Here is a 25,613-nt window from a genome sequence, read left to right on the forward strand (position 1 = left end):
CTCGCAGGCCGACATCGACGCCTTGTTCGCGTGACCGGCCATGGCGCAAGACGGCAAATCCCGCATCCGACTGACCCAGGACCAGCTCGACCGTGTGTGCGAGCGTCATGTCCGATTCGCCGAGGGGCGTCCGAACGGCGCCCGCGCCAACCTGCCCTTCTTCGACTTGTCCGGCCTGTCGCTGGCCGGCCGTAACCTGACGGGCGCCCATCTGGCCGGCGCCATCCTGCGCGACGCGGACCTGCGCGGCACCGTGCTGGACCATGCAGACCTCTATGGCGCCGACCTGCGCGGGGCCGACCTGTCGGAGGCGCGGCTGTTCCGCACCGACATGCGCGGCGCCAACGTGCGCGGCGCCAAGCTCGACGGCGCCACCATGGTGGAGGTCGACCTGCGCGACGGCAGCATGGTCAACCGCAACAGCGCCGGCGAACTGAAGGTGGTGGGCTTCGATCCCGGTCCCGCCGACATGGCGTCGGCCCGCCTGACCAACGCCGACATGGCGCGGGCCAAGCTGTCAGGCAGCTTCGCCCAGGCGGCGGACTTCACCAACACCCGGCTGTCCGGCGCCCGGCTGGATCGCACCGACCTGCGCGGGGCCAACTTCTCCGGTGCCGACCTGCGCGGCGCCGACCTCAACGGCTCCGACCTGCGCGGCGCCATCCTGGAGGGGGCGAGCCTGGATGCCGATGGCCTGGAACAGGCGATCCGCACCGACGAGCAGGCCGTTGCTGCCCGGCAGGCGCCGCTCCAAGCCCCGGCGGCGGAGCCCGAACCGGAGGAATCCGTCGCAGACGAACTGCCGGCCCTGCCGGTGGACCAGCTGGACAGCATGCTGCGCCAGCACATGATCTGGCTGGGCACCAGCGGCAAGCAGGGCTGCCAGCTCGACCTGACCGGGCTGAACCTGGAAGGGGCGGACCTGACGGGCAAGATCCTGACGCTGGCCAAGGGCAGCGGCGCCCGGCTGCGCCACGCCCGGCTGAATGGCGCCCAGTTGCAGGCCGCCCAATTCGACGGTGCCGACCTGCGGTCCGCCGATCTCAGCCGCGCCGACCTGCGCGGGGTGAAGCTGGACCGCGCCATCCTGATCGACAGCCGGCTGGATGGAGCCAATCTGGGCATGCTGCTGGTCAGCGCCGGCGCCAAGGTGATGCGCGCATCGCTGGTGCGGGCGCGGCTGGCCGGCGCCTCGCTGGCCCAGACCAACCTGAAGGGCAGCGACCTGACCCTGGCCGACCTGACCGGCTGCGACCGCTCGTCGGCGGTGCTGGAGGGCGCCATCCTGGAAGGGACGCGGCTGAGCGGAGCCTGAGCCGGTTCCCGGGTTTTCTTTCGCGAAGCCGTTGATTGCTTTCAAATTTCCGTCACGATCCATGCCGGAGATTGCCGCCGCGCGCCCTGGAAGGAACAGGGTCTTTGGTGGCAAAACACTTTCCACCGTTCGGAAAAACGATTGTGTCGTAACGGCTTAGCACCGCGGGTGGGGCTTGACGCCTTATTCGCCCGGTGGCACGCTGCTGTCCAAGCGCGGCGCAATCCGACCAAAATGTGCCCGCATCTGATGGGGGAACGTCAACGGTCATGACCAAGTCGGAACTGATCCAACGGCTGGCGGAGCGGAACCCGCACCTGTACCAGCGCGACATCGAAAAGATCGTCGGCACCATCTTCGACGAGATCACCGAGGCGCTGGCGCGGGGCGACCGGGTGGAGCTGCGCGGCTTCGGCGCCTTCTCCATCAAGAAGCGGGACGCGCGCACGGGTCGCAACCCCCGGACCGGGGAATCGGTTGACGTCGGCGAGAAATGCATTCCTTTCTTCAAGACCGGCAAGCAGCTTCGCGAGCGTCTGAACACGGAGTGAGCGCCGGCCCGGCCCTGTCCCAGCGCCGTATTCCGGCCGTATCACTCTCAAGGAACCTTAGCCTTGCGCCATCTTTCCTGGATCGTCACCATTCCCGTGGCCCTCGTCGCGATCCTGTTCGCGATCTCCAACCGCGGTATCGTGACCCTGTCGCTGTGGCCGCTGCCCTTCACGCTCGAAACGTCGGTGTATCTGGCCACGCTGATCGCGCTGGTGGTGGGCTTCGTTGCCGGCGGCTTCATCGTCTGGAACAGCCAACGCCGCCATCGCCGCCGGGCCCGCCGCGAGGGCAACCGCGTGCTGTATCTGGAGCGTGAACTGAAGGAGGCGCAGGCCCGCGCCGCCGCGGCCGAGAAGCGTCTGGCCGAAAGCACCCGTCCGGTTTCCGGCCCGGTTTCGGGCACACTGCCCGGCTCCACCCTGCCGGTCGCGGCCGCCCAGGGCAGCGCGCCGACCGTTCACTGAACGTCACACTGGGCCTCATCGGTCGGAACCGTCGGCCTGAACCGTCGGCCAAGACCATCGATTGATCATCGGTTCAGGGGTTCCGCCCCTTTCCATCGGGGCGGAACGCGATGCCGGCCGGCGGGAGGGGGTTCCATGCGCACCGTCAGCGGCGCCGAGCTTCGATCCGTTCTGCACCACCGCATGCTGGTCGAACGCCTGCGGCAGACCTTTCGCGCCGGCGTGGAAGCCCCGCCGGCTCACCGCCATCGGGTCGAGACCTATGGCGCCAGCGACGCCGCACTGCTGCTTGCCCCCGCCTGGCAGGTCAATCAGGCGATCGGGCTGCGCATCGACACCGTCTTTCCCGACAATGCCGGCAGTGACCTGCCGCGGACCCAGGGCGTCTATCTGCTGGTCGACGGCAAGACCGGTGTGCCCCAGGTTCTGATGGACTCCTCCACTGCGCTCGGCCGGCGCAGCGGTGCCGCATCCTCCGCACTCGCCGCCTCCTATCTGGCGCGGCCGGACGCCGACCGGATGCTGGTGGTCGGCACCGGTCCGCTGGCCCTGGAACTGGTGGAGGCGCATACCGCGGTGAGGCCGCTCCGCCATGTGCTGGTCTGGGGGCGAGATCCGCAGAAGGCCCGCAAGCTTGCCGCCCGTTTCCACAGGCCGAAATTCCGCATCGAGGCGACTGCCGACCTCGAAGGGGCGGTGCGTGGCGCCGACATCGTCGTCTGCGCCACCGCGTCGCACAGCCCGCTGATCCGCGGCGACTGGCTGCAGCCGGGCCAGCATCTGGACCTGCTGGGCGGCGTGACGCCGGAGATGCGGGAGGTCGATGACGAGTGCATCCGCCGCGCGCGCGTCTTCGTCGATTGCCGCAACCGCACGCCGGACGAGGCCGGCGACATCGCACAGCCGGTGGCCTCAGGCGTGCTGACGTCCGACGACATCGCCGGCGACCTGTTCGAACTCGGCCGCGGCGAACGGGCCGGCCGGCGTTTCTACGACCAGATCACCCTGTTCAAGTCGGTGGGCACCGCCCTGGCCGACCTGTGCGCCGCCCGGCTGGCGACGGAGATGGTGCTGCACAACGATTCGATCCGCTGAAGCCGTTCGATCTTTGAATCGCTTCAGTTGCCGAGCCGGTCTTGCCGGAGCCAAGCGTAACCTTGAGTCTACGAAAGATAAGGTTACGGGCAGCCAACCCTGCGCTACTATTCCACGATTCCGCCCATCTGCCCGACAACCTGCATGGCGATCCGCATCGAAGGATAAGGAACGGCCGATTGAATGGCCCTGCCCTCCCCCCGCTTTCCGACGAGTCCACCGGTTCCGAACGCATTGCTGCGGACGGTTCGCTGCCTTTCCGCAAGCCGAGGCTGGAGGCCGCCATCGGCTGGCTGGCCGCCTGCGGCTTCCTGTTCCTCGCCGTCGTCACCGTGGTCGTCGGGGTGCAGTCGCGCGAACGGGCGATCGATGGGGCACAGGAACGCGCGCGGGCAGCCGTCCGTGTCCTGGCGGAACACGCCGCCCGCCTGTTCGATGCCGCCGACCTGCTGGTGGAATACGCCGCCCAGGAAAGCGCCGGACGGCCCTGGGCCGAGGTCGCACAGTCGCGCGCCCTGTGGGACAAGCTGAACGCCCAGCGCGCCCGGCTGCCCTTCCTGGACGCCATCTGGCTGAACGATGCGACGGGGCTGCTGCGGCTGACGACGGCAGCCTTCCCGGCACCTTATTCCGATGCGTCCGACCGCGAGATCTTCCTGTTCCATCAGCGCAACGCGCAGCAGGGCCGCCTGCTCGACCAGCCCCATGTCGGGCCCCGCATCATCGGCCGGGTGACCAACAAGGCCACCTTCCTGCTCAGCCGCCGGCTGTCCGAACCGGATGGTGGCTTCCGCGGCATCGCCTCCGTCACCATCGATCCGTCCTATCTGTCGGGCTTCTACAAGGAATTGGACCTCCCGCACGAGCCGGTGACCGTTCTGGTGCGGGCCGGCAGCCTCGACGTGCTGGTGCGCGAGCCCGACAGGTCCGCCGAGCCCGCCCCGCTGTCCGACACCGCCCGCCGGGCAATCGAGGTCGAGCCGGACGGCGGCGTCGCCCGGGACGGCGCCACCATCGTCGCCCATCGCCGGGTCGACAGCTGGCCCGTCCATGTGGTGGTCCGGCTGGATCTGGCACCGATTCTGGCGTCCTGGCAGCGGTTGATCGCGCCCTATGCCGGTTTGGCGGCGGCGGCGGCCATGGCGCTGGCCGCCCTCTCGGTCTTCGGCTTCCGGCAGGCCGGTGCCGCCCGTCAGGTTCAGCGCGAACTGGAGCGGCGGGTGCGCGACCGCACCGCCTCGCTGGAGCGGACCATCGGTGAGCGCGACGCGGTGCTGGCGCAGAAGGATTTGCTGATGCGCGAGGCCAACCACCGCATCAAGAACAGCCTGCAGGTGGTCTCCAGCCTGCTGAGCCTTCAGGGGCAGGCGGTCGGCGATGCGCAGCTGAGCGAGCATCTGCTGGAAGCCGGACGCCGCGTCCAGGCCATCGCCGACATCCACCGTCTGCTCTACCGCGTGGACGACGTCCATTTCATCCCCTTCCACGACTATCTGACCGAACTGTGCCGGGAGTTGGAGCGTTCCGCCCGTTCCGAAGGCGGCAACTGGCGGCTGGAATTGGTGGTTGAGCCGGTGGAGGTGCCGACCGACCATGCGGTGCAGTTGGGCCTGCTTGCCAACGAACTGGTGATGAACGCCATCAAGCACGCCTACCGGCCGCTTGCCTCCACCGTGGTCGGCGTGCCGGCCGCATCGCAGGCCGATGCTGCTGACCGAGCCCCGGAAAACACGAACGTCATCGTCGTCGGGCTGCGGCGGGACGGTGAGACCTTGCAGATGATCGTCGGCGACCGCGGTGTCGGCCTGCCGCCCGATTTCGACTGGCGCCGCAGCCGCAGCCTGGGCATGCGGCTGATCCACACCCTGTCCAAACAGCTGGACGCCATCCTATCGATAGAGAACGCCGATCCCGGGGTGCGCTTCACGGTCAGCCTGCCGCACCGCTTCGCCGCTGGCGGTATCCCGGAATAAGCCATCCTACCGAGAAAGAGGCCGAACTTCGCAACTTCCGAACCACCACTCGTCATACGGGAGTATAATAACGTCTCATTCCCGTATTTTGCTTGCGCTGGCGAGATTTCCTTCGGAGGATCGCTGTCACGGCACTGGCCGCGGGTGGTCCGACCGCAGATGGTCCTGACGGATCCATGTTTGCGCTAACGGCCTTCCGCGAGTCGGACCGGACCATCCGCCAACGGCTTGCCAGGGACGATGACCGTGACCGTCTCCGCCTCTTCCATGGACGCTGCCCCCCGCCTGCGGGCGCCGTCCAACCGGCTTCTGCTCGGCGCCGGCTTCATGCTGCTGTCGGCACTGCTGTTCGGAATCGGCAACACGGCGGTGCGGTGGGCCTCGACGGTGATGGACCCGCTTGAGGTCGTGTTCTTCCGCAACCTGTTCAGCCTGCTGTGGATGCTGCCCTGGGCACTGACGGCCGGTGCGCCCGCCTGCCGGGCGGTGCTGGCGGAACGGCGGCTCGGACCTTATGTGACGCGGGCGCTGACCACGCTCTGCGCCATGAGCGCCTGGTTCTACGCCATCTCCCAAATCCCGCTGCCCACCGCGACGGCGGTCAGCTTCGCCATCCCGCTGTTCGTGGCGGCGGGGGCGGCATTGCTCCTGGGCGAGCGGGTGCGGCCACGGCGCTGGGCCGCGGTCTGCGCCGGCCTGATCGGCGTGATCATCGTGCTGAGGCCAGGGGCGGCGCCGATCGATCTGGCCTTTCTGGCCCTGTTCGTCCATTGCGTCGCCGCGGCCGGCACTGTCCTGCAGATGCGGCTGCTCAGCCGGAAAGACAGCTCTCCGGTGATCGTGACCTTCCTCGGTCTGCTGGTGACCCCGATGGCCCTGGTGCCGGCGCTGTTCGTCTGGACCTGGCCGAGCTTGAGCACGCTGGGCTGGCTGGCGCTGCTGGGCGGCGTGCTGACACTGGGGCAGTTGGCGATGACGAAGGCGCTGTCGCTGGCCGAATCCTCGGCGATGATGCCCTACGATTATGCCCGGCTGCCCTTCACCGCCATCGTCGCCTGGATCGTCTTCGGTCAGACCATGGACTTGTGGGGCTGGGTGGGTGCCTTGGTGATCGCCGGCTCCGCCCTCTATACCATGCACCGCGACGCGGCGGACGGACGCAAGATGGCGCAGTCCAAGCCCAACTAGCCGGCGCTTTCCGTCTCTCCGCCCTTTTCGGCGCGCAGGGTTTCCTTCGCCCGCAGCCAATGGCCAGGGGTCAGGTTGGTGCGCACGGTCTGCACGGCGGCTGCCAGCACCGCGGCATCATCGGTGAAGCCGGCGATCAGCAGCCAGTCCGGCACCGCGTCCACCGGCAGCACGAAATAGGCCAGCGCCGCCAGCAGGATCGCCTTGGCCCGGTATGGGGTCGCCGGGTCGGTCGCGCAGAAATAGGCGGCCAGCAGTTCCTCCAGAAAGGGGACGCGATGCAGGTTGGCCCGCAGCTTCCGCCAGAATCGGCGGCGGACCAGCCGTTCGTCACGCTCGACCCGGTCGGGATCGGAAACCGCCAGCGCGGTGCCGGTGCCCAGAGAGCGGCCAAGCGAGGGAGAGACGGACGATGCGGTCATGGACGCGAGACTCCCTTTTGGAATTGGCCCGTTCGCAGATGGAAGATCGCGGCGTCGGCATGATGCCTCGCACCATACGGTGTGGTATGGTTCAGCGGCCATCTGGTAAACGACAAGTGCGATCGCATCCTGTTGGACACAAGGCCGGCGCCATACGCGGACCGGTCGCAATTAAGGAGGAGATGCCATGAACATCCAGGGACTGTCCGCAATCGTCACTGGCGGCGCCTCGGGCATGGGAGCGGCGACGGCGCGCCATCTGGCCGGGCTCGGCGCCAAGGTGACCGTGCTGGACGTCAACGAGGACGCGGTGCTGAAGACCGCGCATGAGATCGGTGGGCTGGGTCTTGTCTGCGACGTGACCGACGGCGCTTCGGCCGAGCGGGCGTTCGATCAGGCGCGCTCGGCCCATGGGCCGGCCCGCATCGCGGTGAACTGCGCCGGCATCGCGCCCGCCCAGCGCATCGTCGGCCGCGATGGCCCGATGCCGCTGGAGAATTTCCGGTCGGTGATCGAGATCAACTTGATCGGCAGCTTCAACATCCTGCGGCTGGCTGCGGCCGACATGGCCAAGCTGGACCCGTTGGAAAGCGGCGAGCGCGGCGTGATCGTCAACACCGCCTCGGTCGCCGCCTATGAGGGGCAGATCGGGCAGGCCGCCTATGCCGCGTCGAAAGGCGGCATCGTCGCCCTGACCATCTGCGCCGCCCGCGATCTCGCCCGCAACGGCATCCGCGTGATGACGGTGGCCCCCGGCCTGATCGGGACGCCCATGCTGCTGAACATGCCGCAGGAGGTCCAGGACAGCCTCGCCGCCACCGTCCCCTTCCCCAAGCGCTTCGGCAAGCCGGAGGAATATGCCCGCCTCGTGCAGCATATCCTGGAGAACGAGATGCTGAACGGTGATGTCATCCGCCTGGACGGCGCCATCCGCATGGCCCCCCAGTAAGGACATCGCATCGGTCAGGGGCGGCTCCCTCCATCAGGGTTGGGACCGCTCCTGCAACTGTCGATGTGGTGCCTTGGGATGAGGCGATGCCCTCAGACTTCCACCATGGCGGCTTCGTCAGCGCGTTCCGCCTCGCCCAGCAGGTCGATCAGCAGGGTGGTGCAGTGCTGAAGCCGCTGGTCGGCGGTGGCGGTCGCCATGTCGCGGCCGGTCATCTCCTGCCATTCCTGCAGCATCAGCGCCAGATGCTTCCGGACGTGATCGTCCCGATCCAGTCGCCGCGTCGCCATGTCGCCTCCCCATTTTTTCGATCCGTCGGAACCGAAGCCCGACTCCGATGGCCGCGCCCGGTGGCGCGTCCTACCCTTTGTGTGGCCTCTAAGTGGGTAGTCAACCAGCCAATCAACAGTCGCAGCCCAAGATGGTCACAGCCGGCATGCGTCGCTCTTCCGGGCTTGCTCCGATGGCAACGGGGGCATGACCTGTTGGAAAAGCTGGCCCTGTTGGAAAGCGGGGCCTGAACCGACCGTTTCAGTGCCATCGGATCCGTCCCACGGCTCCATCGACTGGACCGGGACCGGCAATTCCCCGTAAGAAAACAGATCGAAGATTAGAGGAAAGGCAACCGCTTCATGACCGATGCAACGGTGCGTGCCAAACTGCTGGGCCTGCCCGGCAGCCTGCGCAGCAACTCCAACTCGCTGGCCATCCTGCGCGGACTGCAGGACGCCCTGCCGGCCGGCGCCAGCATGGACATCCGCGACCTGCGCCTGCCGCTCTACGACCAGGACATCGACACGCCGGACGCCCCGGCGGAGGTGCATGCCTTCCGTCAGGCCATTGCCGACGCCGACGGCGTGGTCATCGTCACGCCGGAATACAATTACGGCATGCCGGGCGTGCTGAAGAACGCGCTGGACTGGGCCTCGCGCCCCTATGGCAAGTCGGCGCTGATCGGCAAGCCGGTGCTGGTGATTTCCAACTCTCCCGCCTTCACCGGCGGCGTGCGGGCGCACCAGCAGGTGAACGACACACTGCTGGCGCTTCCGGCCAAGCTGCTGGGCGGCCCCCAGGTCGTGATCGGCGGCGTCGGCGAGAAGATCAAGGACGGCAAGCTGGCCGACGAAGCGGTGCTGAAATTCACGCTTGGCGCCATCGACAGGATGATCGCCGCAAAGTAGCGCCCAAAGGAAAAGGGCCGGCCCCTTCCGGAGCCGGCCCTTTTCCTTGTTCGGGTCCTGCCGACGCGATCAGTCGCGCAGGTTGCCGCAGGCGCGCTGGATGCGCTTGCACGCCTCTTCCAGCGCTTCCGTCGAGGTCGCGTAGGAGATGCGGAAGTGCGGGGCGAGGCCGAAGGCCGAACCCTGGACGACGGCGACGCCTTCGGACTCCAGCAGGTAGGTGACGAAATCCTCATCGGTCTCGATCACCTTGCCGTCCGGCGTGGTCTTGCCGATGGTCCCGGCGCAGGACGGATAGACGTAGAAGGCGCCTTCCGGCTTCGGGCAATGCAGGCCATTGGCCTGGTTCAGCATCGACACCACCAGGTCGCGGCGCTGGCGGAAAGCCTCGCCACGCTCCTTGATGAAGTCCTGCGGACCGTTCAGCGCCTCTACGGCGGCGGCCTGGGCGATGGAGGTCGGGTTGGAGGTCGACTGGCTCTGGATGACGCCGATGGCCTTGATCAGTTCCTTCGGGCCACCGGCATAGCCGATGCGCCAGCCGGTCATCGCATAGGACTTCGACACGCCGTTGACGGTCAGGGTGCGGTCGTACAGCGACGGCTCGACCTGGGCCGGGGTGACGAACTCCAGGCCGTCATACAGCAGGTGCTCGTACATGTCGTCGGTCATCACCCAGACATGCGGGTGCTTGACCAGAACGTCGGTCAGCGCCTTCATCTCGGCGCGGGTGTAGGCAGCGCCCGACGGGTTCGACGGTGAGTTCAGGATCAGCCACTTGGTCTTCGGCGTGATCGCCTTCTCCAGCTCGGCGGGCTGTAGCTTGAAACCCTGCTCGGCCGGGCAGGAGACGAAGACCGGCGTGCCTTCCGCCAGCTCGACCATGTCCGGATAGCTGACCCAATAGGGCGCCGGGATGATGACCTCGTCGCCCTGGTTCAGCGTCGCCATCAGGGCGTTGTACAGCACCTGCTTGCCGCCGACGCCGACGGTGATCTGCTCCGGCGTGTAGTTCAGGCCGTTCTCGCGCTCGAACTTGGCGCAGATCGCCTTCTTCAGAGCGGGCGTGCCGTCCACCGCGGTGTATTTGGTGTCACCGGACTCGATCGCCTTGATGGCGGCGGCCTTGATGTTGTCGGGGGTATCGAAGTCCGGCTCGCCGGCACCCAGGCCGATGACGTCGCGACCGGCCGCTTTCAGTTCGCGGGCTTTGTTGGTCACGGCGATGGTCGGCGACGGCTTGATGCGGGACAGGCGGGACGCGATGATCGACATGGCGATGGGCCCCCTCAGGGCTATGGAGACGGTGTGGCGGAGACGTCGTTGGGACGCCTGCCCCTCCGGGTGGAAGGCGCGAGGCCGGACCTTACTTGCGCTCTACCCCGGTTGCAAGGCCGGTCGGCCGGTGAAAGCCGTGCGGTTCGGCGGTTTTTCCGCCCTGTGGCTGTGCTGTACCGGACCGAGCCCGCGGGTATTTCCAACCGTCCGCGGATCGGACCCGCAGCCCCGGCAAATCCCGCACCCGACCCTTTGCAGCATTATTTCTTACAGCACAAATGAACGCCATGACGGCACGGCAGCGTCATGGCCGCTTCACTTGACAGCTTTGGCGTTGCGGTGTGTAAGGTCTGGCGTTGGGGACAAAATTCAACGAAGGGATGAGAACCGTGTTTTCCCGTATCGTGCTTGCGGCCTCGGCCGCGCTGATGCTGACCGGCGGCGTTGCTCTGGCCCAGGACGTGATCCAGACCCGCAAGGCCGGGTTCGAGGACTACAAGAAGGCGATGGGCGAGATCAAGGACGCGGTGGGCAAGGGCGACCTCGCCGCCATCGGTCCGGTCACCGATCGCATCGACGCCTTCGCCGCCAAAATCCCCAGCCTGTTCCCGCCCGGCTCCGACAAGGGCAAGACCGCGGCCAAGGAAGTGATCTGGGCCAATTTCCCGGATTTCACCGCCAAGGCGCAGGGCCTTCAGGCGTCCGCGCAGGCCCTGAAGGTTGCCGCCGCTTCCGGCGACAAGGCTGCGACGGCCAAGGCGTTCGGCGCCATGGCCGACAGCTGCAAGGCCTGCCACCAGCGTTACCGCTCCGAATAAGCGGTGCTGCTGACGGAAAAGTCCTTCCCCACCGGCGTGGGGAAGGGCTTTTTCTTTGCCCGGTCTTTCTTCGGAACAGGCCTTCTTGAAGATGGGCCTTACTTGAAGACGGGTTGCGGCGTGGCCGGCGTGCTGGCCGGCAGCAGCGGGTAGTCGACACGCGGCTGCTGGCCGGTCAATGCGGTCAGGAAGGCGGTGATCTTGTCGATCTCCTGGTCGGACAGGGTGGCGCCGAGCTGGCTCGACCCCATCACCGCGACCGCCTGGCGCAGGTCCCACACCTTGCCGGAATGGAAATAGGGGGCGGTCAGCGCGACGTTGCGCAGGGTGGGCGCGCGGAAGACATACTCGTCGTCGGCGGTCTTGGTGACGGCGAAGCGGCCCTTGTCGACCGGCGGTAGGATCTCCGCCCCCGGCTTGGTCACGACGCCGAAGGGGAAGTAATCGTGGCCGCCGACATTGACGCCGTTGTGGCAACCGGAACAGCCCTTGTCGATGAACAGCTCAAGCCCGGCCTTCTGCGTGTCGGTCAGCGCGTCGGCCTTGCCCTCCAAATACTGGTCGAAGGGAGCGGCGGGGGTGGTCAGCGTCGCCTCGAACGCCTCGATCGCCATGGCGACATTGTCGAAGCTGACCGGGTTCTTCTCGTTCGGGAAGGCGTCGGCGAATTTGGCCTGATAGGCGGGAATGCTGTTCAGCACCGCCATCACGCGGTCGGGCGTGCTGTTCATCTCCACACCGGCCTGGATCGGCCCCTTGGCCTGGGCCTTCAGGTCTTCGGCACGGCCATCCCAGAACTGGGCGACGTTCAGCACGGCGTTCAGCACCGTCGGCGCGTTGCGCGGCCCCTTCTGCCAGCCATGGCCGACCGAGGTTTCCAGCCCGTCGACACCGCCGAGCCCCAGATTGTGGCAACTGTTGCAGGAGAAGATGCCGCTGGCCGACAGGCGCGGATCGAAGAACAGCATCTTGCCCAGCTCGATCTTCTCGCGGGTGACCGCGTTGTTGCGGACCACGGGCAAGGTGGCGGGCAGCGGCTTGAACAGTTCGCGCGCGCGGCCCATCAGGGCGTCGCCGCCCGCAGCCGGCGGATCGGCGGCCGGCGCGGTGCCGGCGCTGGCGGCAAGGATGCCCAGGGCAGCGGTGGCGGCGACCAGAAGGCCTTTCAGTCCGGCGGTTGATTGGGCGGCTGGGCGGTGTCCGGTGTGTGCGTGCATGACTGGCGGTCCCCCGGCCGGCCGACATCCCCACCACAACCTGAAGGTTTGTCTAGGCAAAGGGCGATCGATCCGGGAAATCGGGCCGGCATCATTGGTTTCGTGGTGTTTTGTGCGGATCAATCTGGAGTTATTCTAAACTGGAAGACGTCCAGTCCCAGATGGCGCATTGTCGCACACAACCAACGGCATATGTCGCGGAAGACAGCCCGGCGGGAGCCGCCGACAGTCTCAGCCGGCAGCGCGCAGCACCAGGAAGACCAGTCCGGCCGACGTCGCCAGGATCGCCAGCGCCAGCGCCGCCGGGGCACGGCGCGGCTCCGTCGCCGCCAGCCTCGCCGGCAGGGTCTTGCGACCGGTGAGCATGGGACGGATCAGATTGTCCTTCCTGACCAGCAGATAGAAGAACACCGCGGCCACATGCAGCCCGATCAGCACGAAGATGCCGTTGGCGAGCAACCGGTGCAGCGAACCGAGCAGCGACACCGTGGCGCCGGATGCCAGCGGCACCAGTGGACCGTCGACCAGGATGTCGTCGCTGGTGAACAGACCGCTGCCCGCCTGGACCAGCAGCACCAGCAGGAGCGCCACCACCATCAGCGCGCCCAGCGGGTTGTGGCCCAGGGTGAAGGCGGCCTCCCCACCCGCGCGGGAACGCTTCAGATAGTCGTGGATCGCCCCCGGTCCCTTTACGAACTCGGTGAAGCGGGCGGTCTGGCTGCCCACCACGCCCCAGACCAGCCGAAACAGAACGAGAATCAGAACTGTTTCGCCTGCCAACATATGAACGGCAAGCACACCAAGCTCGGCCGACAGAATCGCGACCGCCACCGCGGCGACAAGCGCCCAATGAAACAGGCGGGTCGGCAGGTCCCAGACCCGCAGCTCCCGTCCATGTTTCTCCCGAGTCGCGGTATGACCACTTGCCATCGCTCGATCCTCGCAGTGTTCGGCCATGTTTTCGGCCCCCGTCATCTGCGGCAAATGGACGGATTCTTTATCCTGATCCTGAAAACGCCGCGGTCTCGTGGTGGCAAAGGTCGATGGACGTGTCAACAGGCTTGAAGCGCCGCCCGGACGACGGATATGAGAATGCGACGCATCAGCCGGCCTGCCGGCGCAAAGACAGCCAGAACTCCCCAATCACCCCGGTTATAAGGACCCCGCCATGCCCGACAAACAGCTCCTCCACCTCGTGTTCGGCGGCGAACTCGTGCGTCCGGACTCGGACCAGTTCGTCGATCCGTCGAAGCTGCACATCGTCGGCATCTTCCCGAGCTATGAGGACGCCTACAAGGCATGGCGCGGCGCCACCGGCCAGACCATCGACGACGCCCACACCCGCTACTACATCGTCCACCTGCACCGCTTCCTCGATCCGGCGGCTGGCGATCACAAGCACTGATGCCGGCATCCGGCGGCGCGCCCGAAGCGGGATCCCAGGGTTGGGAACCGCCGGGGGCGCGCCGACGTTGACCGGTCGATGACCGCATACTTCACCAGCGACACCCATTTCGGCCATGGCGGCGCCCGCGGCCGTTTCCGCCGTCCCTTCGAGTCCACCGCCGAGATGGACGCGGCGATGGAGGCGAACTGGAACGCCACCGTCGGCCCCGGCGACGAGGTCTGGCACCTCGGCGATTTCGCCCTGCACATGAAGCCCGACGCCATGGCCGCCCTGCTCGGCCGGCTGAACGGCACCAAGCACCTGATCGCCGGCAACAACGACGGCCCGGAGACGCTGGCGCTGCCCGGCTGGGCCAGCGTCGGGCATTACGCCGAACTGACGCTGGACGGCATTGATCTGGTGATGTGCCATTATGCCTTCCGCACCTGGAACGGCATGCACCGCAAGGCGCTGAACCTGCACGGCCACAGCCACGGCCAGTTGAAGCCGCAGCCGCGGCAGATCGACGTCGGCGTCGATGTCTGGAATTTCCGCCCGGTCACCCTGTCCGAACTGACGGTCCCCCGCCCGCGGCGCAAAGCGTTGCCGGTGTCAGGCAGCCCCTAACGCCGCCGTCTGCCGCAGACGCTCAATCAACAGGCGGCAGGCGGCGTCGGCCGGCACCGGGCGGCCGGTCAGCCAGCCCTGGACCTGGGTGCAGTTGTGGTGGCGCAGGAAGTTGGCCTGCTCGGTCTTCTCCACCCCTTCGGCGACCACATGCAGGCCCAGCATGTCGGCCATGGCGATGATGGTGGAGACGATGCCGGCGTCCTCGCGCTCGTTCGGCACGCCGTTGATGAAGGAGCGGTCGATCTTCAGCGTGGTGATCGGCAGCCGCTTCAGGTAGCTCAAGGACGAATGGCCGGTGCCGAAATCGTCCACCGCAACCCGGATCCCCATTGCCTTCAACGCCGCCAGCACCGCCAGCGCATGGTCGAGATCCTGCATCACCGCGCCTTCGGTGATTTCCAGCTCGATCAGGCCGGGAGGCAGGCCGTGGCGGTCGATGATGCGGCGGAAATCCTCGGCGCTGCGATTGCGCAGATGCTTGGGCGAGATGTTGACGGCGACCGGCACCGGCTCCATCCCGGCATCCAGCCATTCGCGCATCTGGCGGCAGGCCTCGTCGAGTACCCAATCGCCGAGCGGGACGATGAAGCCGGTCTCCTCGGCCACCGGGATGAACTCGCCGGGCGGGATCATGGTTCCCTGAGTTTGCCCCTGCCCCGGCTTCTCCCAACGCAGCAGCGCCTCGAACCCTTCCAGCGAGTAATCGATCAGCGACACCTTGGGCTGGTAATGCAGGCGGAACTGCTTCAGCGCCAGTGCCGCCCGCAGATCGCCGTCCAGCGCCAACTGACGCCGCGCCTGTTCGGCCAGTTCCGGACGGAAGAAGGCATGGCGGCGTCCCCCCATCCGCTTGGCGGCGTAGAGAGCCGTTTCGGCCGCGCGCAGAAGCACCTGCGGGTCGTCGCCGTCCCCATGGTCCCCGGCAAGATCCGTCGGGTAGACGGCGATGCCGATTGCCGGCCGGACGTAATGCTCGCAACCCGGCAGGGTGACCGGCGCGTCGAAGGCGTCGAGGATGCGCCCGGCGATTGTCGCCGCCTCGTCGGCATCGCGGATTTCCTCGAGCAGCACGGCGAAATCGTCGGTGCCGATGCGGCCGACCAGATCGGCGGCACGCACCGAGGCGACGATCCGGTGCGCAACCTCCTGCAACAGCGCGTCGCCGGCCTGATGGCCCAGCGTGTCGGTGATCAGCTTGAAGCGGGACAGGTCCAGGCACAGCACGGCGAAGGGACGCCGGTACCGGCGGCTGCGCTCCACCGCCGCTTCCAGCAGCGATTCGATCATCGCGCGGTTGGGCAGGCCGGTCAGCCGGTCGCGGGTGGCCAGCCGCATCAGTTCGCGTTCATGGCGCACCCGCTCGGTTACGTCGGCCAGCGCGCAGACGAAGCCGCGCCGCCCCTGCACCACCAGCGGCGAGACGCTGAGCGAGGCGTCGATCCGCTCGCCGCTTTCGGCGCGCTCGATCGCCAACGCCTCCTCCCGCACCGGCTCGGGCACACCGGTGTCGGTGGCCATGCCGGCCAGCAGCGCATCGATCCGCACCCGGTCGGAGGCGGCGAACAGCCCGGACAGCGGACGGCCGCGCAGTTCCCCGGCAGGCACGCCGAACAGGGCGACGGCGGCGGGGTTGTGTTCCTCGATGCGGCCGCGGGCGTCGACCAGCAGGATCGCCTCGCCGACATTGTTCATGATGCCGGCCAGCCGCTCGTCCCGCTCGATCAGGGCGATGGCGGCGCGGCGGAAGAACTCCATGGCGCGGGCCATCGCACCGAATTCATCGCGGCGGTCGCGGCCGGGAATGTCGATGTCGGTCCGTCCTTCCGTCAGCAGGCGCATGCGGTCCGAGAGCGCCTCCAGCGGCCCGACCACATGCTGCGACAGAAACAGCGATCCCGGCCAGCTCAACACCAGCAACGCCGCCAGGAACAGCAGGAAGCCCGACGCCTCGATCAGGAAATCGCGGTCGAGGTCGCCGATGTCGCCGGCGGCGGCGATGGCCCAACCCCAGGCTTCGAAGCGCCCCTCCGCCGTGACCGCACGGTCGATGGCCGGCCAGCCCGACGGGACGATGCCGTCCGTGAAAATTTTGACATGAAAGGGTTTGGCCGACAGGGCCAGCAGGGCCGTCCGCGCCCGGTCGCGCGCCTCGTCGCCGGAGATCGCACCGGATGCCGCAGACTGTTCCAGATCCCGCAGAAGCAGCCCGGCGGACTCCACCAGGGCGGCGGCAAGCTGGCCCCGCTCGGCGATCATGCCCTGCCGCAGCAGGTAGAGCGCGGGGATCGCCGCCATCAGGCAGCCGATCAGGCCGATCCAGGTCAGCCAGCGGATCTTGCGGCGCAGCGTCATCGGGCTTGGCGTCGCTCTCTGGTCCGTTCGATAAACGGACGGTTGGTGATGTGAAAGGGAAGGTGACGACTTCATTTCAGTCGTGCAACGCAATTTTTCTTCGCACGCGCAAGATACGTCTGTCCAACCCATACGAAGGTTGCATGCTGCGACGCTTTGTCTCTGCTCCGCCTTCCGGTCCCCCCTGCCACTCCCCCGCCGGACAGCGAGCGGCGGGGGAGAACGGCCGGTACCGCTTCACCTCACCCCTGGCCGGGATAAAGGCGCTGGAAGCCTTCGGTGACGCGGGCGATCACCGCCGGATCGCGCTCCCGCCAATAGCGCGGGTCGCGCATCAGGGTGCGCAATTCCGCCTCGCCCTCGCCGCCGCCCGCGCGGTTGCCGGCCATCGAGAGCGCCGCCGGCTCGCTGCCGGTCATCATCGCATAGAGCGCCATGACACCTTCGTAGGTGGTCGCCAGCCCTTCCACCGCAGCCGGCGGCAGGGTCTTGCCTGCCCAGGCCAGGAGCTGCCGCGACACCTCGCGCCAGCGCTCCTCTCCGCCGAACCGGGCGACCAGCCGCTCGACCTCGCGCTCCGCCTGGAATTCGGCGGCCATGGTCTGGATCAGCGGCACCATCCGCTCGGCGGCGAGATCATAGAGAAGCTGGGCCTGATCCGCGGTGTAGCCGGCTTCGTGCAGGCGTCCGTTGATTTCCGGGTCGGACTGGAACAAGCCATGGTCGCAGGCGATGCTGTAACCGTCCGGCGTCTCCGGCGCTCCCAGCAGCCGGCGGCGCTGTGCCGGGTCGAGCATGGCCAAATCGAAGCTGGCCGGATCGAGGGAAGCGGCCTGGGGAGGCGAGTCTGACGCGGTGTCCGGCGGTGCCTGCCGGGACTGGCCCTGCGACGACAGGCGGCGCTCCAGCTCCAGATAGGATTTCAGCAGGGCTTCGACCCGAAGGGCGCCGGTCTTGGGGTCGCGGAATTTCTCCGGAACCGGCAGCGGCGGCACCGTATCGGCGGCAGCGGTGGATTCGGTCAGCAGAGTGTCGGCCATCATCAACTCCTGCAAGGAAGGGGAAAAAAGGGCGGCAGAACCGCCGATCAGCCGGCCCGTCCCCGCGCGGCCAGCGCGAGGATGGTGGCGACCAGCTGGCGCTGCCCTTCGAGGTGACGGAGCGTCGCTTCCGACGCGTCGGGCCCCAGTGCGCGGTCGAGCGTCATTGCCCGCAGCACCGCCAGCACCCGCTCCCCGTCACGTCCGGCGAAGCAGCGGGCGAAGCTGGGCGCCGGGTCGGCATCCGCTGCCGCACCGATTTGCGGATCGGCAGGAAGCGTCGCCTCCAGCCAGTCCCAGCCGGCCTGCTCTATCGTCGGGCGGTCAGCCATTGGAGCCACCGGCACCCGCTCCGGCGTCCAGCCCGGCGCCGGCAACCTGCGCCCGCATCAGCTTGGCCGGCACGCCGAAGGCCTCGCCCAGCCAATGCGCGGTCGCCGCCGCATCCACAGTGGCCTCCGCCTCCGGCCCCAGCGCCTTGACGCTGTCCAGCCAGCGCAGCGTCGCCTGGACGTCGCGCTGCGCCTGCGCCTGGGCGAGCGGGGAACGGTGCTGCAACTCCACCAGCCGGCCGTCCACGGTGATGTCCGGGATCTCGCCGCGCCGGCGCAGGATCGACACTGCCCGCAGCACCAGCGGCGTCATCAGCTCGGCCTGCAGGCGGCCATAGGTGGCGCCCAGCAGCCGCGCCATCTCGACCGAGCGTTCCAGCACCTCGGTCGCGGTCATCCGCGCCGACTCCACCGGCCCCAGCCGGTCGACCAGCAGCGCATGGCGGATGCGGCCGCGCAGATCGTCCAGCACCAGCTGCGACACGTCGAACCGGCCGGGGTTGGCCAGCGGCGTCAGGCCGGCGGACCCTACCGCCTTGGGGATGATGGTGCCGGGCACCAGCCGGATGGTGGTGGGGTTCAGCACCCCGTCATCGTCAGCCTGCCAGATGCCGGTGACGGCGATGGAGGCGTTCTTCAACACCAGTTCCACCACCTTGTTGGCGGTCTTGATGTCGGGCAGCGCCTTCATCACCGGAGAGCGGCCATAGGTCTCGCCCGGTGCCTTGAGCCAGCGGAAATTGACGAAGGGGGACTGGGCGAAGCGCCCCTGCGCCAGCCAGGACGGTTCGGCGAGCCCGCTGTCCAGCACCACGCCCCAGCGATAGGCAGTCCCGTCGGGCAGCACCGCCTCGACCAGCGGGAAGCGGCTGTCGGGCTCCCCCGCCGCCTGCTTCCGCACCTCATCCGGCAGGTCCGCACCGGGGAAGCGCTGGAGGATCTGGGCCAGCGTCGCCTCGCTGCGGCGGAACGTGGCGTCCAACCGGCCGTCCGGCCCCTCCTCCAGAACCGCCTCGGCCAGCGGGACGGCGGTGAAGCGCAGGCTGGACGGGGCGCCGGGGGCGGCCTCCTCCATCAAAAGGCTGGCGGTGCCGACGGCGACGAGGTCGAGGAAGGACTGATGGATCTCCACCGCGAAGTTGGAGCGGTCGAAATGGGCCTGGACGATGCCGGCGGCACGGTCGAGCAGCGGAGCGACCCGGTCGCGCTCCGCCCCGGTCAGGGTGGGACCGGGCTGGAAGCCGAACCAGCGCGACCAGGGCGGCGTCAGTTCCGACAGCAGGCTGGCGGCCAGCTGCTCGACCGCGTCGGGGGCGGTGCCGTCGAACAGCCGGTCGACCCGGCGTTCGCCCGGCGTGCCGCCGCCGCGGAAGGGCCGGCCGTTGGGCAGCGCATGGTCGTAACACTCCTGCCAATGGCTTTCCCACACGCTGCGCCGTTCGCGGGCGACGCGGTAGCGGTCAAGCAGGGCTTCCGGTTGCGACAGGTCACCCTTCCGCCGGGCGGACGGTTTCATGGCTGCGGATGCGGGCATGCGCGATCTCCTCCAGTCAGGTGGCGGTGCAGTTGCCAGGGAGTCAGCACCCGGCGGGCGCGCAGGCCGATCAGGCGCTTGACCGCCTCGACGCAGGTGAAGGGCCCCCAGGGGGCGGGGCCGGCTGGGCGGCGCAGCGGGGCGGCGTCGACCGTCAGCCCCTGGGCGCGGTACCAGCCCGGCAGGTCGAAGTCGGCGGACAGGTCCAGCACCGCGATGTCGGTGAAACCGGCCAGCGGATCGACCGCCACCCAGCGCCGACCGTCGGTCAGCAGGGCCAAGCAGTGGCGGAAGCCCGGCTTCAGCAACCGCAGCCACCACAAGGGCGCTTCGCCGCGATAGACGATCCAGGCGGCGGTCCAGGGGGCGGCGCTCATCGCGCGATGCCTTTGTTGCGCAGCGCCGGGGCGATCACGGTGAACGCCTCCTGCCACAGCGAATGGGCCCGCTGTTCGCGGAAGCGGTCCGGTTCCGGCGCGCTCTGGCGGCGGCCGTAATGGACCAGCACATGCAGGTGGTCGCGCATCAGCTTGCGCGCCCGGTACAGGCGGTCGACCACCTGAAGAAGGTCCTGCGGCTCGCAGGGCCGCGCGACCTGCCCACAGCCGGCGACAACCCGCGCCCCGGCTGCCTTGGCCTCATGCGCCTGCACCGCCCAGAACCACGCCTCCTCCGCATCGGCAAAGGGTTGGCCCTCGACGCTGTAGGGCTCCGGCTTCAGCGGAACGGTCCGGGAAAGGCTGGTTGCAGGCAAAGCGGTGGCGGCCGGACGCAGCATGCTGGTCTCCTTGCGGCTTCGGATTTTTTGGGAAGAGAGACACCGGACCTGCTTCGCGGCCGCGCCTTCTGTTTGCGTTATGTTCCCGCCACTGCCCGCGGTCAATGGTTTTATGAAAAAGTTCCTAGGGACGCTGTCGCCGCTTTATGAGATTATCGTCCCATGCTGAAACATACGGACATCTGGCGGGCCATCGACCGCCTCGCGGCACAGCACGGGCTCTCCGCCTCCGGGCTGGCACGGCGCGCCGGACTGGACCCGACCACCTTCAACAAGAGCAAGCGCACCACCAACGACGGCAAGCTGCGCTGGCCGTCGACGGAAAGCATCTCCAAGGTGCTGGACGCCACCGGCGCCTCCCTGTCGGAGTTCGTGTCGCTGGTCGGCGACGGCGCCGGCACCACCCCGCTCCAACGGGTTCCGGTGATCGGCTATGCCCAGGCCGGGTCGGCCGGCTATTTCGACGATGCCGGCTTCCCGGCCGGCAGCGGCTGGGACGAACTGCTGTTTCCGAGCCTGGGCGACCCGCATGCCTATGCGCTGGAGATTTCCGGCGACAGCATGGAGCCGGTCTATCGCGACGGCGACACCATCATCGTCTCGCCTGCCGCGCAGATCCGCCGCAACGACCGCGTCGTCGTCCGCACCAAGGGCGGCGAGGTGATGGCCAAGCAGTTGATGCGCGAGACGGCGACCAAGATCGAACTGCTGTCGATCAACCGGGCCCACCCCGACCGCAGCATCCCGCTGTCGGACGTTGCCTGGATGGCGCGGATCATCTGGGCGAGCCAGTGAGGGGGGCAAACACCTCCCCACCCGGCGCGCGATCCTAGGAAAATTTGCCTTTACCGCATATCCCGACAGGCGCTATCGTCCATTCCATGGACCGTGCCGCCCGCCTGGACAGCCTTCACCGCACCCATGACGCCAAGCCGCCGAAGCAGGAGCTTCGCTCCGCACTGCTCGGCGGTCCAGGCCGCGCCAACGCCCTCAAACGCGCGGCAACGCTCCGTCTGCACAGCACGCTCGCGGCGGAAGCACGCCTCGCCACGGCCCGGCGCCGCGGCGCGTTGACCGCCGCGACCTGCCGGACCGACGCGTGGCTGGCCCGGCTGGCCGCCACGCTGGCCCACCACCGCCGGGCGGCGGTGGCGCTGCTCGATCAGCGGAAAGCGTATTCCCAGTAAAGCGCCCGCGCCCGCTGGAACAGCGGTCCCGCCGCAAGGCTGCGGTCCTCCACCTTGATCACCGGCACGCATTTGGCGTGGTTGCCGGTGGAAAAGACCTCGTCGGCTTCCAACACGTCCTGCGGGGTCAGGGTGCATTCCTCCACCGTCACGCCATCATTGCGCAGCAGGGCGATGATGCGCTGGCGGGTGATGCCGTTCAGGAAGCAGCCGTTCGGCACCGGCGTGCGCACCACCCCGTCCTTGGCGATGAAGAGGTTGGACGTGGCAAACTCGGCCACATTGCCGATGGCGTCCAGCATGATGGCGTTCTGGAAGCCACGCTTGCGCGCCTCGGTCAGCGCCAGCCCGGCGTTCGGATAAAGACAGGCAGCCTTGGCCTCGGTCGGGGCCATGGTCGGGATCGGCCGGCGGCGGGTGGAGATGCAGGCGGCGAAGCCCGTCGGCTGCGGCAGCGGGTCCTCGTAGATCGACAGGACGAAGCGCGTGCTCTCCGGCGCCGGGGCGACGAAGCCGTCGTCGGCGTAAAACATCGGGCGGATGTACAGTTCGGCTTCCTTGGGAAAACGGCGGATGCCGTCCCAGCACAGCTCTTCGATCTCACCGGCGGTGACCATCGGCTCCAGCCCCATCACCTGGGCGGACCGGATGGCGCGGGCGCAGTGCAGGTCGAGGTCGGGGGCCACGCCCTGGAAGGCACGCGCGCCGTCGAAGACCGTCGAAGAGAGCCACAGCGTGTGGGACAGCGGTCCGACGATGGGCGGATTGCCCTCCACCCACTCGCCCTGGATCCAGCTCCACGCCTGGCCTGCCATGCCGCCCATGATTTCGGTCCTTCCCTAGAAAGAAAATGTGTCCCTACGCGGGGCGACGCCGGCCGGCACCGCCCATTCGTGGTTCGTGGTCGTTGGTGATCTCCCGAAGAGCATACCCCCTCGCCGCCATCGGTCAACCGGTGCGCACGCAATCGTCCCGTGCGATGGAGCGGATTGCGGCTTCGGCCGTTGATAGGGAAGAGCGAGCAACCGCAATCCACCGACAGAGGGAAACCGCCTCATGCCGATCGCCGATCCCGGCCTCAGCGCCGCCCCGCAGACCTTCTCCTCTGGCCCTTTCCCCGGCCCGCACGAGGATATTCCCGGCGTCGATCTGCCGGGCACCGACAACCCCGACCTGCCCAACCCCGGCGGCCCCGGCACCACCGACAGCCCGGCTCCCGGCAACGACCTGCCGCCGTCGCGCCCGACCGACCCGGACTTCGTCTAGAAGCCCCAAAATGAAAAAGGCGCCCCCGAGGGGGCGCCTTTTCCGTGTCGCGAACGCTTGTCCGCGATCAGCGGCGCGCAACCATCAGCTTCTTGATCTCGGCGATGGCCTTGGCGGGGTTCAGACCCTTCGGGCACGCCTTGGTGCAGTTCATGATGGTATGGCAGCGGTAGAGACGGAACGGATCCTCGAGGTTGTCGAGGCGCTCGCCCGTCATCTCGTCGCGGCTGTCGGCGATCCAGCGATAGGCCTGGAGCAGGATCGACGGGCCGAGGTAACGGTCGCCGTTCCACCAGTAGCTGGGGCACGAGGTCGAGCAGCAGAAGCACAGGATGCACTCGTAGAGGCCGTCCAGCTTGGCGCGGTCCTCCGGCGACTGCAGCCGCTCGCGGCTCGGGGCCGGCGACTGCGATTGCAGCCACGGCTTGATCGAGGCGAGCTGGGCATAGATGTGCTTCAGGTCGGGGACCAGATCCTTCACCACCGGCATGTGCGGCAGCGGGTAGATCTTGACGTCGCCCGGAACCTCGTCGATCGCCTTCAGGCAGGCCAGCGTGTTCGTGCCGTCGATGTTCATCGCGCACGACCCGCAGATGCCCTCGCGGCAGGAGCGCCGGAAGGTCAGCGTGCTGTCGACCTGATTCTTGATGTAGATGATCGCGTCGAGGATCATCGGCCCGAACTTGTCGAGGTCGACCACATAGGAGTCGACGCGCGGGTTCTGTCCGTCGTCCGGGTTCCAGCGGTAGATCTTGAAGGTCTTGGCCCGCTTGGCGCCGCTCGCGACGTTCACGGTCTTGCCGACGCCGACCTTGGAGTTGGCTGGCAGGTTGAATTCAACCATGGCTGATTTCCTTTATCCGGCGGGCCTTAGTACACACGGGCCTTGGGCGGGAAGACCTCGACCTCATCGGTCAGCGTGTACATATGGACCGGGCGGTAATCGATCTTCGTCTCGCCATTGTCCGCGACCCAGATGACGGTGTGCTTCATCCAGCCTTCATCGTCGCGGTTCGGATAGTCCTCACGGGCATGGGCGCCGCGGCTCTCCGGACGGTTCTGGGCGGAATGCAGGGTGGCGACCGCCTGGCCCAGCAAATTGTCCAGCTCCAGCGCCTCGACCAGATCGGAGTTCCAGACCAGCGAGCGGTCGGAGATGGCGATCTCGCCCTTCTTGGCATAGACCGCGTCGATCTTCTTGACGCCCTCGTCCAGGACCTCACCGGTGCGGAAGACGGCGCAGTTGTTCTGCATCGTCCGCTGCATGTCCAGCCGCAGGTCGGCCGACTTGATCGAGCCCTTGGCGTTGCGGATGCGGTCGAACCGCTCCAGCGCCTTGTCGCAAGCGTCCGGCTTGACCGACGGGGCCTTGCCCGGCTGGACGATCTCGGCGGCGCGGATGGCGGCCGCACGGCCGAACACCACCAGATCGAGCAGCGAGTTGGAGCCCAGGCGGTTCGCGCCATGGACCGACACGCAGGCCGCCTCGCCAATCGCCATAAGGCCCGGCACCACCTGATCCGGGTTCGAAGCGGTCGGCGACAGCACCTCGCAGTGAACGTTGGTCGGGATGCCGCCCATGTTGTAGTGGACGGTCGGCAGAACCGGGATCGGCTCCTTCGTGACGTCCACGCCGGCGAAGATCTTGGCCGTCTCGGCGATGCCGGGCAGGCGCTGGTGGATGATTTCCGGCGGCAGGTGCTCCAGGTGCAGGTGGATGTGGTCCTTGTGCTCACCCACACCGCGGCCTTCGCGGATCTCGATGGTCATCGAGCGGGACACGACGTCGCGCGACGCCAGATCCTTGGCCGACGGGGCATAACGCTCCATGAAGCGCTCGCCGTTGGAGTTGGTCAGGTATCCGCCCTCGCCGCGCACGCCCTCGGTGATGAGGCAGCCGGAGCCGTAGATGCCGGTCGGGTGGAACTGCACGAACTCCATGTCCTGCAGCGGCAGGCCGGCGCGCAGGACCATGCCGCCGCCGTCGCCGGTGCAGGTGTGGGCCGACGTCGCCGAGAAGTAGGCGCGGCCGTAGCCGCCGGTCGCCAGCACCACCAGCTGGCCGCGGAAGCGGTGCAGCGTGCCGTCGTCCAGGTTCCAGGCCAAGACACCCTTGCAGACGCCGTCCTCCATGATGAGGTCGAGCGCGAAGTATTCGACGAAGAACTCCGCCTCATGCTTCAGCGACTGCTGGTAGAGGGTGTGCAGGATGGCGTGGCCGGTGCGGTCGGCGGCGGCGCAGGTGCGGTAGGCCTGGGTCTTGCCGTACTGCGCGGTCATGCCGCCAAAGGCGCGCTGGTAGATCTTGCCTTCCGGCGTGCGCGAGAAGGGCACGCCGTAGTGCTCCAGCTCGATGATCGCCGGGATGGCCTCGCGGCACATGTACTCGATGGCGTCCTGGTCGCCCAGCCAGTCCGACCCCTTCACGGTGTCGTACATGTGGTAGCGCCAGTCGTCCTCGCCCATGTTGCCGAGAGCGGCCGAGATGCCGCCCTGCGCCGCCACGGTATGGGAGCGAGTCGGGAACACCTTGGTGATGCAGGCGGTCTTCAGGCCCTTTTCGGCCATGCCGAAGGTGGCGCGCAGACCGGCGCCGCCGGCGCCGACGACGACGACGTCATAGGTATGGTCGATGATGTTGTAGGCGGTCGCCAT

Annotated in this window: 28 protein-coding genes; 14 read left to right on the forward strand and 14 right to left on the reverse strand. The window is 67.8% G+C overall.

The window, feature by feature from the left end; translation table 11 throughout:
- Window positions 1-40: 40 nt before the first annotated feature.
- The 6 genes from TSH64_RS14355 to TSH64_RS14380 all read left to right on the forward strand — a co-directional run bounded on the left by TSH64_RS14355 (window position 41) and on the right by TSH64_RS14380 (window position 6,587).
- Complete coding sequence (locus TSH64_RS14355) at window positions 41-1,315, forward strand: pentapeptide repeat-containing protein (RefSeq protein WP_109445830.1); 1,275 nt, start codon at window positions 41-43, stop codon at window positions 1,313-1,315.
- Between the two features lie 269 nt (window positions 1,316-1,584).
- Window positions 1,585-1,866 carry an integration host factor subunit beta gene (ihfB, locus tag TSH64_RS14360; RefSeq protein ID WP_085090428.1) on the forward strand — a complete coding sequence of 94 codons (282 nt, stop codon included), beginning with the start codon at window positions 1,585-1,587 and terminating at the stop codon, window positions 1,864-1,866.
- Window positions 1,867-1,929: 63 nt separating this feature from the next.
- Complete coding sequence (locus TSH64_RS14365; protein WP_109445832.1) at window positions 1,930-2,331, forward strand: lipopolysaccharide assembly protein LapA domain-containing protein; 402 nt, start codon at window positions 1,930-1,932, stop codon at window positions 2,329-2,331.
- 135 nt (window positions 2,332-2,466) lie between these two features.
- Window positions 2,467-3,426, forward strand: a complete 960-nt coding sequence (locus TSH64_RS14370; protein WP_109445834.1) for an ornithine cyclodeaminase family protein — start codon at window positions 2,467-2,469, stop codon at window positions 3,424-3,426.
- Window positions 3,427-3,605: 179 nt separating this feature from the next.
- Window positions 3,606-5,399, forward strand: coding sequence for a histidine kinase dimerization/phosphoacceptor domain -containing protein (locus TSH64_RS14375; protein WP_109445836.1), 1,794 nt, complete (start codon window positions 3,606-3,608; stop codon window positions 5,397-5,399).
- A 246-nt stretch (window positions 5,400-5,645) separates the two neighbouring features.
- On the forward strand, window positions 5,646-6,587 hold the full coding sequence (locus TSH64_RS14380; protein ID WP_247872939.1) for a DMT family transporter: 942 nt from the start codon (window positions 5,646-5,648) through the stop codon (window positions 6,585-6,587).
- Here TSH64_RS14380 and TSH64_RS14385 read toward each other — a convergent pair.
- Window positions 6,584-7,009: a YkvA family protein gene (locus TSH64_RS14385; RefSeq protein WP_109445838.1), complete on the reverse strand. Its 426-nt coding sequence runs from the start codon at window positions 7,007-7,009 to the stop codon at window positions 6,584-6,586. The two genes, TSH64_RS14380 and TSH64_RS14385, sit on opposite strands and share 4 nt — an antisense overlap.
- A 187-nt stretch (window positions 7,010-7,196) precedes the next feature.
- On the opposite strand from TSH64_RS14385, the gene TSH64_RS14390 reads away from it, so the two are divergent.
- Window positions 7,197-7,958 (forward strand): SDR family NAD(P)-dependent oxidoreductase, encoded by a 762-nt coding sequence (locus TSH64_RS14390; RefSeq protein WP_109445840.1) that lies wholly within the window; start codon window positions 7,197-7,199, stop codon window positions 7,956-7,958.
- A gap of 92 nt (window positions 7,959-8,050) precedes the next feature.
- Here the strand turns inward: TSH64_RS14390 and TSH64_RS14395 are convergent, their stop codons facing one another.
- Window positions 8,051-8,248, reverse strand: coding sequence for a hypothetical protein (locus TSH64_RS14395; protein WP_109445842.1), 198 nt, complete (start codon window positions 8,246-8,248; stop codon window positions 8,051-8,053).
- Window positions 8,249-8,590: 342 nt separating this feature from the next.
- On the opposite strand from TSH64_RS14395, the gene TSH64_RS14400 reads away from it, so the two are divergent.
- On the forward strand, window positions 8,591-9,139 hold the full coding sequence (locus tag TSH64_RS14400; RefSeq protein ID WP_109445844.1) for an NAD(P)H-dependent oxidoreductase: 549 nt from the start codon (window positions 8,591-8,593) through the stop codon (window positions 9,137-9,139).
- Window positions 9,140-9,208: 69 nt separating this feature from the next.
- On the opposite strand, the gene TSH64_RS14405 is transcribed toward TSH64_RS14400, so the two are convergent.
- Window positions 9,209-10,414, reverse strand: coding sequence for an aspartate transaminase (locus tag TSH64_RS14405; RefSeq protein WP_109445846.1), 1,206 nt, complete (start codon window positions 10,412-10,414; stop codon window positions 9,209-9,211).
- A gap of 383 nt (window positions 10,415-10,797) precedes the next feature.
- Between TSH64_RS14405 and TSH64_RS14410 the strand changes: the two genes are divergently transcribed.
- Window positions 10,798-11,235: a cytochrome c gene (locus TSH64_RS14410; RefSeq protein WP_109445848.1), complete on the forward strand. Its 438-nt coding sequence runs from the start codon at window positions 10,798-10,800 to the stop codon at window positions 11,233-11,235.
- A gap of 98 nt (window positions 11,236-11,333) precedes the next feature.
- On the opposite strand, the gene TSH64_RS14415 is transcribed toward TSH64_RS14410, so the two are convergent.
- Window positions 11,334-12,452, reverse strand: coding sequence for a cytochrome-c peroxidase (locus tag TSH64_RS14415; protein ID WP_109445850.1), 1,119 nt, complete (start codon window positions 12,450-12,452; stop codon window positions 11,334-11,336).
- 231 nt (window positions 12,453-12,683) lie between these two features.
- A complete protein-coding gene (locus TSH64_RS14420; protein WP_109445852.1) occupies window positions 12,684-13,382 on the reverse strand; it encodes a cytochrome b/b6 domain-containing protein in 699 nt (232 codons plus the stop codon).
- Between the two features lie 238 nt (window positions 13,383-13,620).
- On the opposite strand from TSH64_RS14420, the gene TSH64_RS14425 reads away from it, so the two are divergent.
- Both TSH64_RS14425 and TSH64_RS14430 read left to right on the forward strand, forming a co-directional pair.
- Entirely contained in the window at window positions 13,621-13,857 is a 237-nt protein-coding gene (locus tag TSH64_RS14425; RefSeq protein WP_098738845.1) for a DUF4170 domain-containing protein, read from the forward strand.
- 78 nt (window positions 13,858-13,935) lie between these two features.
- The gene (locus TSH64_RS14430) at window positions 13,936-14,466 is read left to right on the forward strand and encodes a metallophosphoesterase family protein (protein WP_109445854.1); all 531 of its coding nucleotides are present in this window, start codon (window positions 13,936-13,938) and stop codon (window positions 14,464-14,466) included.
- Here the strand turns inward: TSH64_RS14430 and TSH64_RS14435 are convergent.
- The 6 genes from TSH64_RS14435 to TSH64_RS14460 all read right to left on the reverse strand — a co-directional run bounded on the left by TSH64_RS14435 (window position 14,452) and on the right by TSH64_RS14460 (window position 20,505).
- Window positions 14,452-16,821, reverse strand: coding sequence for an EAL domain-containing protein (locus TSH64_RS14435; RefSeq protein ID WP_109445856.1), 2,370 nt, complete (start codon window positions 16,819-16,821; stop codon window positions 14,452-14,454). The two genes, TSH64_RS14430 and TSH64_RS14435, sit on opposite strands and share 15 nt — an antisense overlap.
- Window positions 16,822-17,063: 242 nt before the next feature.
- On the reverse strand, window positions 17,064-17,864 hold the full coding sequence (locus TSH64_RS14440) for a hypothetical protein (protein ID WP_247872940.1): 801 nt from the start codon (window positions 17,862-17,864) through the stop codon (window positions 17,064-17,066).
- 44 nt (window positions 17,865-17,908) lie between these two features.
- The gene (locus TSH64_RS14445) at window positions 17,909-18,193 is read right to left on the reverse strand and encodes a hypothetical protein (RefSeq protein WP_109445859.1); all 285 of its coding nucleotides are present in this window, start codon (window positions 18,191-18,193) and stop codon (window positions 17,909-17,911) included.
- The gene (locus tag TSH64_RS14450; protein ID WP_109445862.1) at window positions 18,186-19,727 is read right to left on the reverse strand and encodes a portal protein; all 1,542 of its coding nucleotides are present in this window, start codon (window positions 19,725-19,727) and stop codon (window positions 18,186-18,188) included. The genes TSH64_RS14445 and TSH64_RS14450 overlap by 8 nt, the downstream gene beginning before the upstream one ends.
- Complete coding sequence (locus tag TSH64_RS14455) at window positions 19,706-20,104, reverse strand: hypothetical protein (protein WP_109445864.1); 399 nt, start codon at window positions 20,102-20,104, stop codon at window positions 19,706-19,708. The genes TSH64_RS14450 and TSH64_RS14455 overlap by 22 nt, the downstream gene beginning before the upstream one ends.
- Entirely contained in the window at window positions 20,101-20,505 is a 405-nt protein-coding gene (locus TSH64_RS14460) for a hypothetical protein (protein ID WP_109445866.1), read from the reverse strand. The genes TSH64_RS14455 and TSH64_RS14460 overlap by 4 nt, the downstream gene beginning before the upstream one ends.
- A 162-nt stretch (window positions 20,506-20,667) precedes the next feature.
- Here TSH64_RS14460 and TSH64_RS14465 point away from each other — a divergent pair, with 162 nt between their 5' ends.
- Both TSH64_RS14465 and TSH64_RS14470 read left to right on the forward strand, forming a co-directional pair.
- The gene (locus TSH64_RS14465) at window positions 20,668-21,300 is read left to right on the forward strand and encodes a helix-turn-helix transcriptional regulator (protein ID WP_109445868.1); all 633 of its coding nucleotides are present in this window, start codon (window positions 20,668-20,670) and stop codon (window positions 21,298-21,300) included.
- An 86-nt stretch (window positions 21,301-21,386) separates the two neighbouring features.
- Window positions 21,387-21,692, forward strand: coding sequence for a hypothetical protein (locus tag TSH64_RS14470; RefSeq protein WP_109445870.1), 306 nt, complete (start codon window positions 21,387-21,389; stop codon window positions 21,690-21,692).
- On the opposite strand, the gene TSH64_RS14475 is transcribed toward TSH64_RS14470, so the two are convergent.
- Window positions 21,668-22,516 carry a branched-chain amino acid aminotransferase gene (locus tag TSH64_RS14475; protein ID WP_109445872.1) on the reverse strand — a complete coding sequence of 283 codons (849 nt, stop codon included), beginning with the start codon at window positions 22,514-22,516 and terminating at the stop codon, window positions 21,668-21,670. The two genes, TSH64_RS14470 and TSH64_RS14475, sit on opposite strands and share 25 nt — an antisense overlap.
- A gap of 232 nt (window positions 22,517-22,748) precedes the next feature.
- Here TSH64_RS14475 and TSH64_RS14480 point away from each other — a divergent pair, with 232 nt between their 5' ends.
- Entirely contained in the window at window positions 22,749-22,958 is a 210-nt protein-coding gene (locus TSH64_RS14480; RefSeq protein ID WP_109445874.1) for a hypothetical protein, read from the forward strand.
- 67 nt (window positions 22,959-23,025) lie between these two features.
- Here TSH64_RS14480 and TSH64_RS14485 read toward each other — a convergent pair whose 3' ends face one another.
- Complete coding sequence (locus tag TSH64_RS14485) at window positions 23,026-23,802, reverse strand: succinate dehydrogenase iron-sulfur subunit (protein ID WP_109051847.1); 777 nt, start codon at window positions 23,800-23,802, stop codon at window positions 23,026-23,028.
- A 26-nt stretch (window positions 23,803-23,828) separates the two neighbouring features.
- A complete protein-coding gene (sdhA, locus tag TSH64_RS14490) occupies window positions 23,829-25,613 on the reverse strand; it encodes a succinate dehydrogenase flavoprotein subunit (protein ID WP_109051846.1) in 1,785 nt (594 codons plus the stop codon).

It is taken from the genome of Azospirillum sp. TSH64, from assembly GCF_003116035.1.
Taxonomy (GTDB): Bacteria; Pseudomonadota; Alphaproteobacteria; order Azospirillales; family Azospirillaceae; genus Azospirillum.

What these genes read in the sequence shown, in the direction of transcription:
- TSH64_RS14355 (WP_109445830.1), top strand. Translation starts at nt 41, where the DNA reads ATGGCGCAAGACGGCAAATCCCGCATCCGACTGACCCAGGACCAGCTC.
- ihfB (WP_085090428.1), top strand. Translation starts at nt 1,585, where the DNA reads ATGACCAAGTCGGAACTGATCCAACGGCTGGCGGAGCGGAACCCGCAC.
- TSH64_RS14370 (WP_109445834.1), top strand. Translation starts at nt 2,467, where the DNA reads ATGCGCACCGTCAGCGGCGCCGAGCTTCGATCCGTTCTGCACCACCGC.
- TSH64_RS14385 (WP_109445838.1), bottom strand. Translation starts at nt 7,009, where the DNA reads ATGACCGCATCGTCCGTCTCTCCCTCGCTTGGCCGCTCTCTGGGCACC.
- TSH64_RS14390 (WP_109445840.1), top strand. Translation starts at nt 7,197, where the DNA reads ATGAACATCCAGGGACTGTCCGCAATCGTCACTGGCGGCGCCTCGGGC.
- TSH64_RS14395 (WP_109445842.1), bottom strand. Translation starts at nt 8,248, where the DNA reads ATGGCGACGCGGCGACTGGATCGGGACGATCACGTCCGGAAGCATCTG.
- TSH64_RS14400 (WP_109445844.1), top strand. Translation starts at nt 8,591, where the DNA reads ATGACCGATGCAACGGTGCGTGCCAAACTGCTGGGCCTGCCCGGCAGC.
- TSH64_RS14405 (WP_109445846.1), bottom strand. Translation starts at nt 10,414, where the DNA reads ATGTCGATCATCGCGTCCCGCCTGTCCCGCATCAAGCCGTCGCCGACC.
- TSH64_RS14410 (WP_109445848.1), top strand. Translation starts at nt 10,798, where the DNA reads ATGAGAACCGTGTTTTCCCGTATCGTGCTTGCGGCCTCGGCCGCGCTG.
- TSH64_RS14415 (WP_109445850.1), bottom strand. Translation starts at nt 12,452, where the DNA reads ATGCACGCACACACCGGACACCGCCCAGCCGCCCAATCAACCGCCGGA.
- TSH64_RS14420 (WP_109445852.1), bottom strand. Translation starts at nt 13,382, where the DNA reads ATGGCAAGTGGTCATACCGCGACTCGGGAGAAACATGGACGGGAGCTG.
- TSH64_RS14425 (WP_098738845.1), top strand. Translation starts at nt 13,621, where the DNA reads ATGCCCGACAAACAGCTCCTCCACCTCGTGTTCGGCGGCGAACTCGTG.
- TSH64_RS14430 (WP_109445854.1), top strand. Translation starts at nt 13,936, where the DNA reads ATGACCGCATACTTCACCAGCGACACCCATTTCGGCCATGGCGGCGCC.
- TSH64_RS14435 (WP_109445856.1), bottom strand. Translation starts at nt 16,821, where the DNA reads ATGACGCTGCGCCGCAAGATCCGCTGGCTGACCTGGATCGGCCTGATC.
- TSH64_RS14440 (WP_247872940.1), bottom strand. Translation starts at nt 17,864, where the DNA reads ATGATGGCCGACACTCTGCTGACCGAATCCACCGCTGCCGCCGATACG.
- TSH64_RS14445 (WP_109445859.1), bottom strand. Translation starts at nt 18,193, where the DNA reads ATGGCTGACCGCCCGACGATAGAGCAGGCCGGCTGGGACTGGCTGGAG.
- TSH64_RS14450 (WP_109445862.1), bottom strand. Translation starts at nt 19,727, where the DNA reads ATGCCCGCATCCGCAGCCATGAAACCGTCCGCCCGGCGGAAGGGTGAC.
- TSH64_RS14455 (WP_109445864.1), bottom strand. Translation starts at nt 20,104, where the DNA reads ATGAGCGCCGCCCCCTGGACCGCCGCCTGGATCGTCTATCGCGGCGAA.
- TSH64_RS14460 (WP_109445866.1), bottom strand. Translation starts at nt 20,505, where the DNA reads ATGCTGCGTCCGGCCGCCACCGCTTTGCCTGCAACCAGCCTTTCCCGG.
- TSH64_RS14465 (WP_109445868.1), top strand. Translation starts at nt 20,668, where the DNA reads ATGCTGAAACATACGGACATCTGGCGGGCCATCGACCGCCTCGCGGCA.
- TSH64_RS14470 (WP_109445870.1), top strand. Translation starts at nt 21,387, where the DNA reads ATGGACCGTGCCGCCCGCCTGGACAGCCTTCACCGCACCCATGACGCC.
- TSH64_RS14475 (WP_109445872.1), bottom strand. Translation starts at nt 22,516, where the DNA reads ATGGGCGGCATGGCAGGCCAGGCGTGGAGCTGGATCCAGGGCGAGTGG.
- TSH64_RS14480 (WP_109445874.1), top strand. Translation starts at nt 22,749, where the DNA reads ATGCCGATCGCCGATCCCGGCCTCAGCGCCGCCCCGCAGACCTTCTCC.
- TSH64_RS14485 (WP_109051847.1), bottom strand. Translation starts at nt 23,802, where the DNA reads ATGGTTGAATTCAACCTGCCAGCCAACTCCAAGGTCGGCGTCGGCAAG.
- sdhA (WP_109051846.1), bottom strand. Translation starts at nt 25,613, where the DNA reads ATGGCGACCGCCTACAACATCATCGACCATACCTATGACGTCGTCGTC.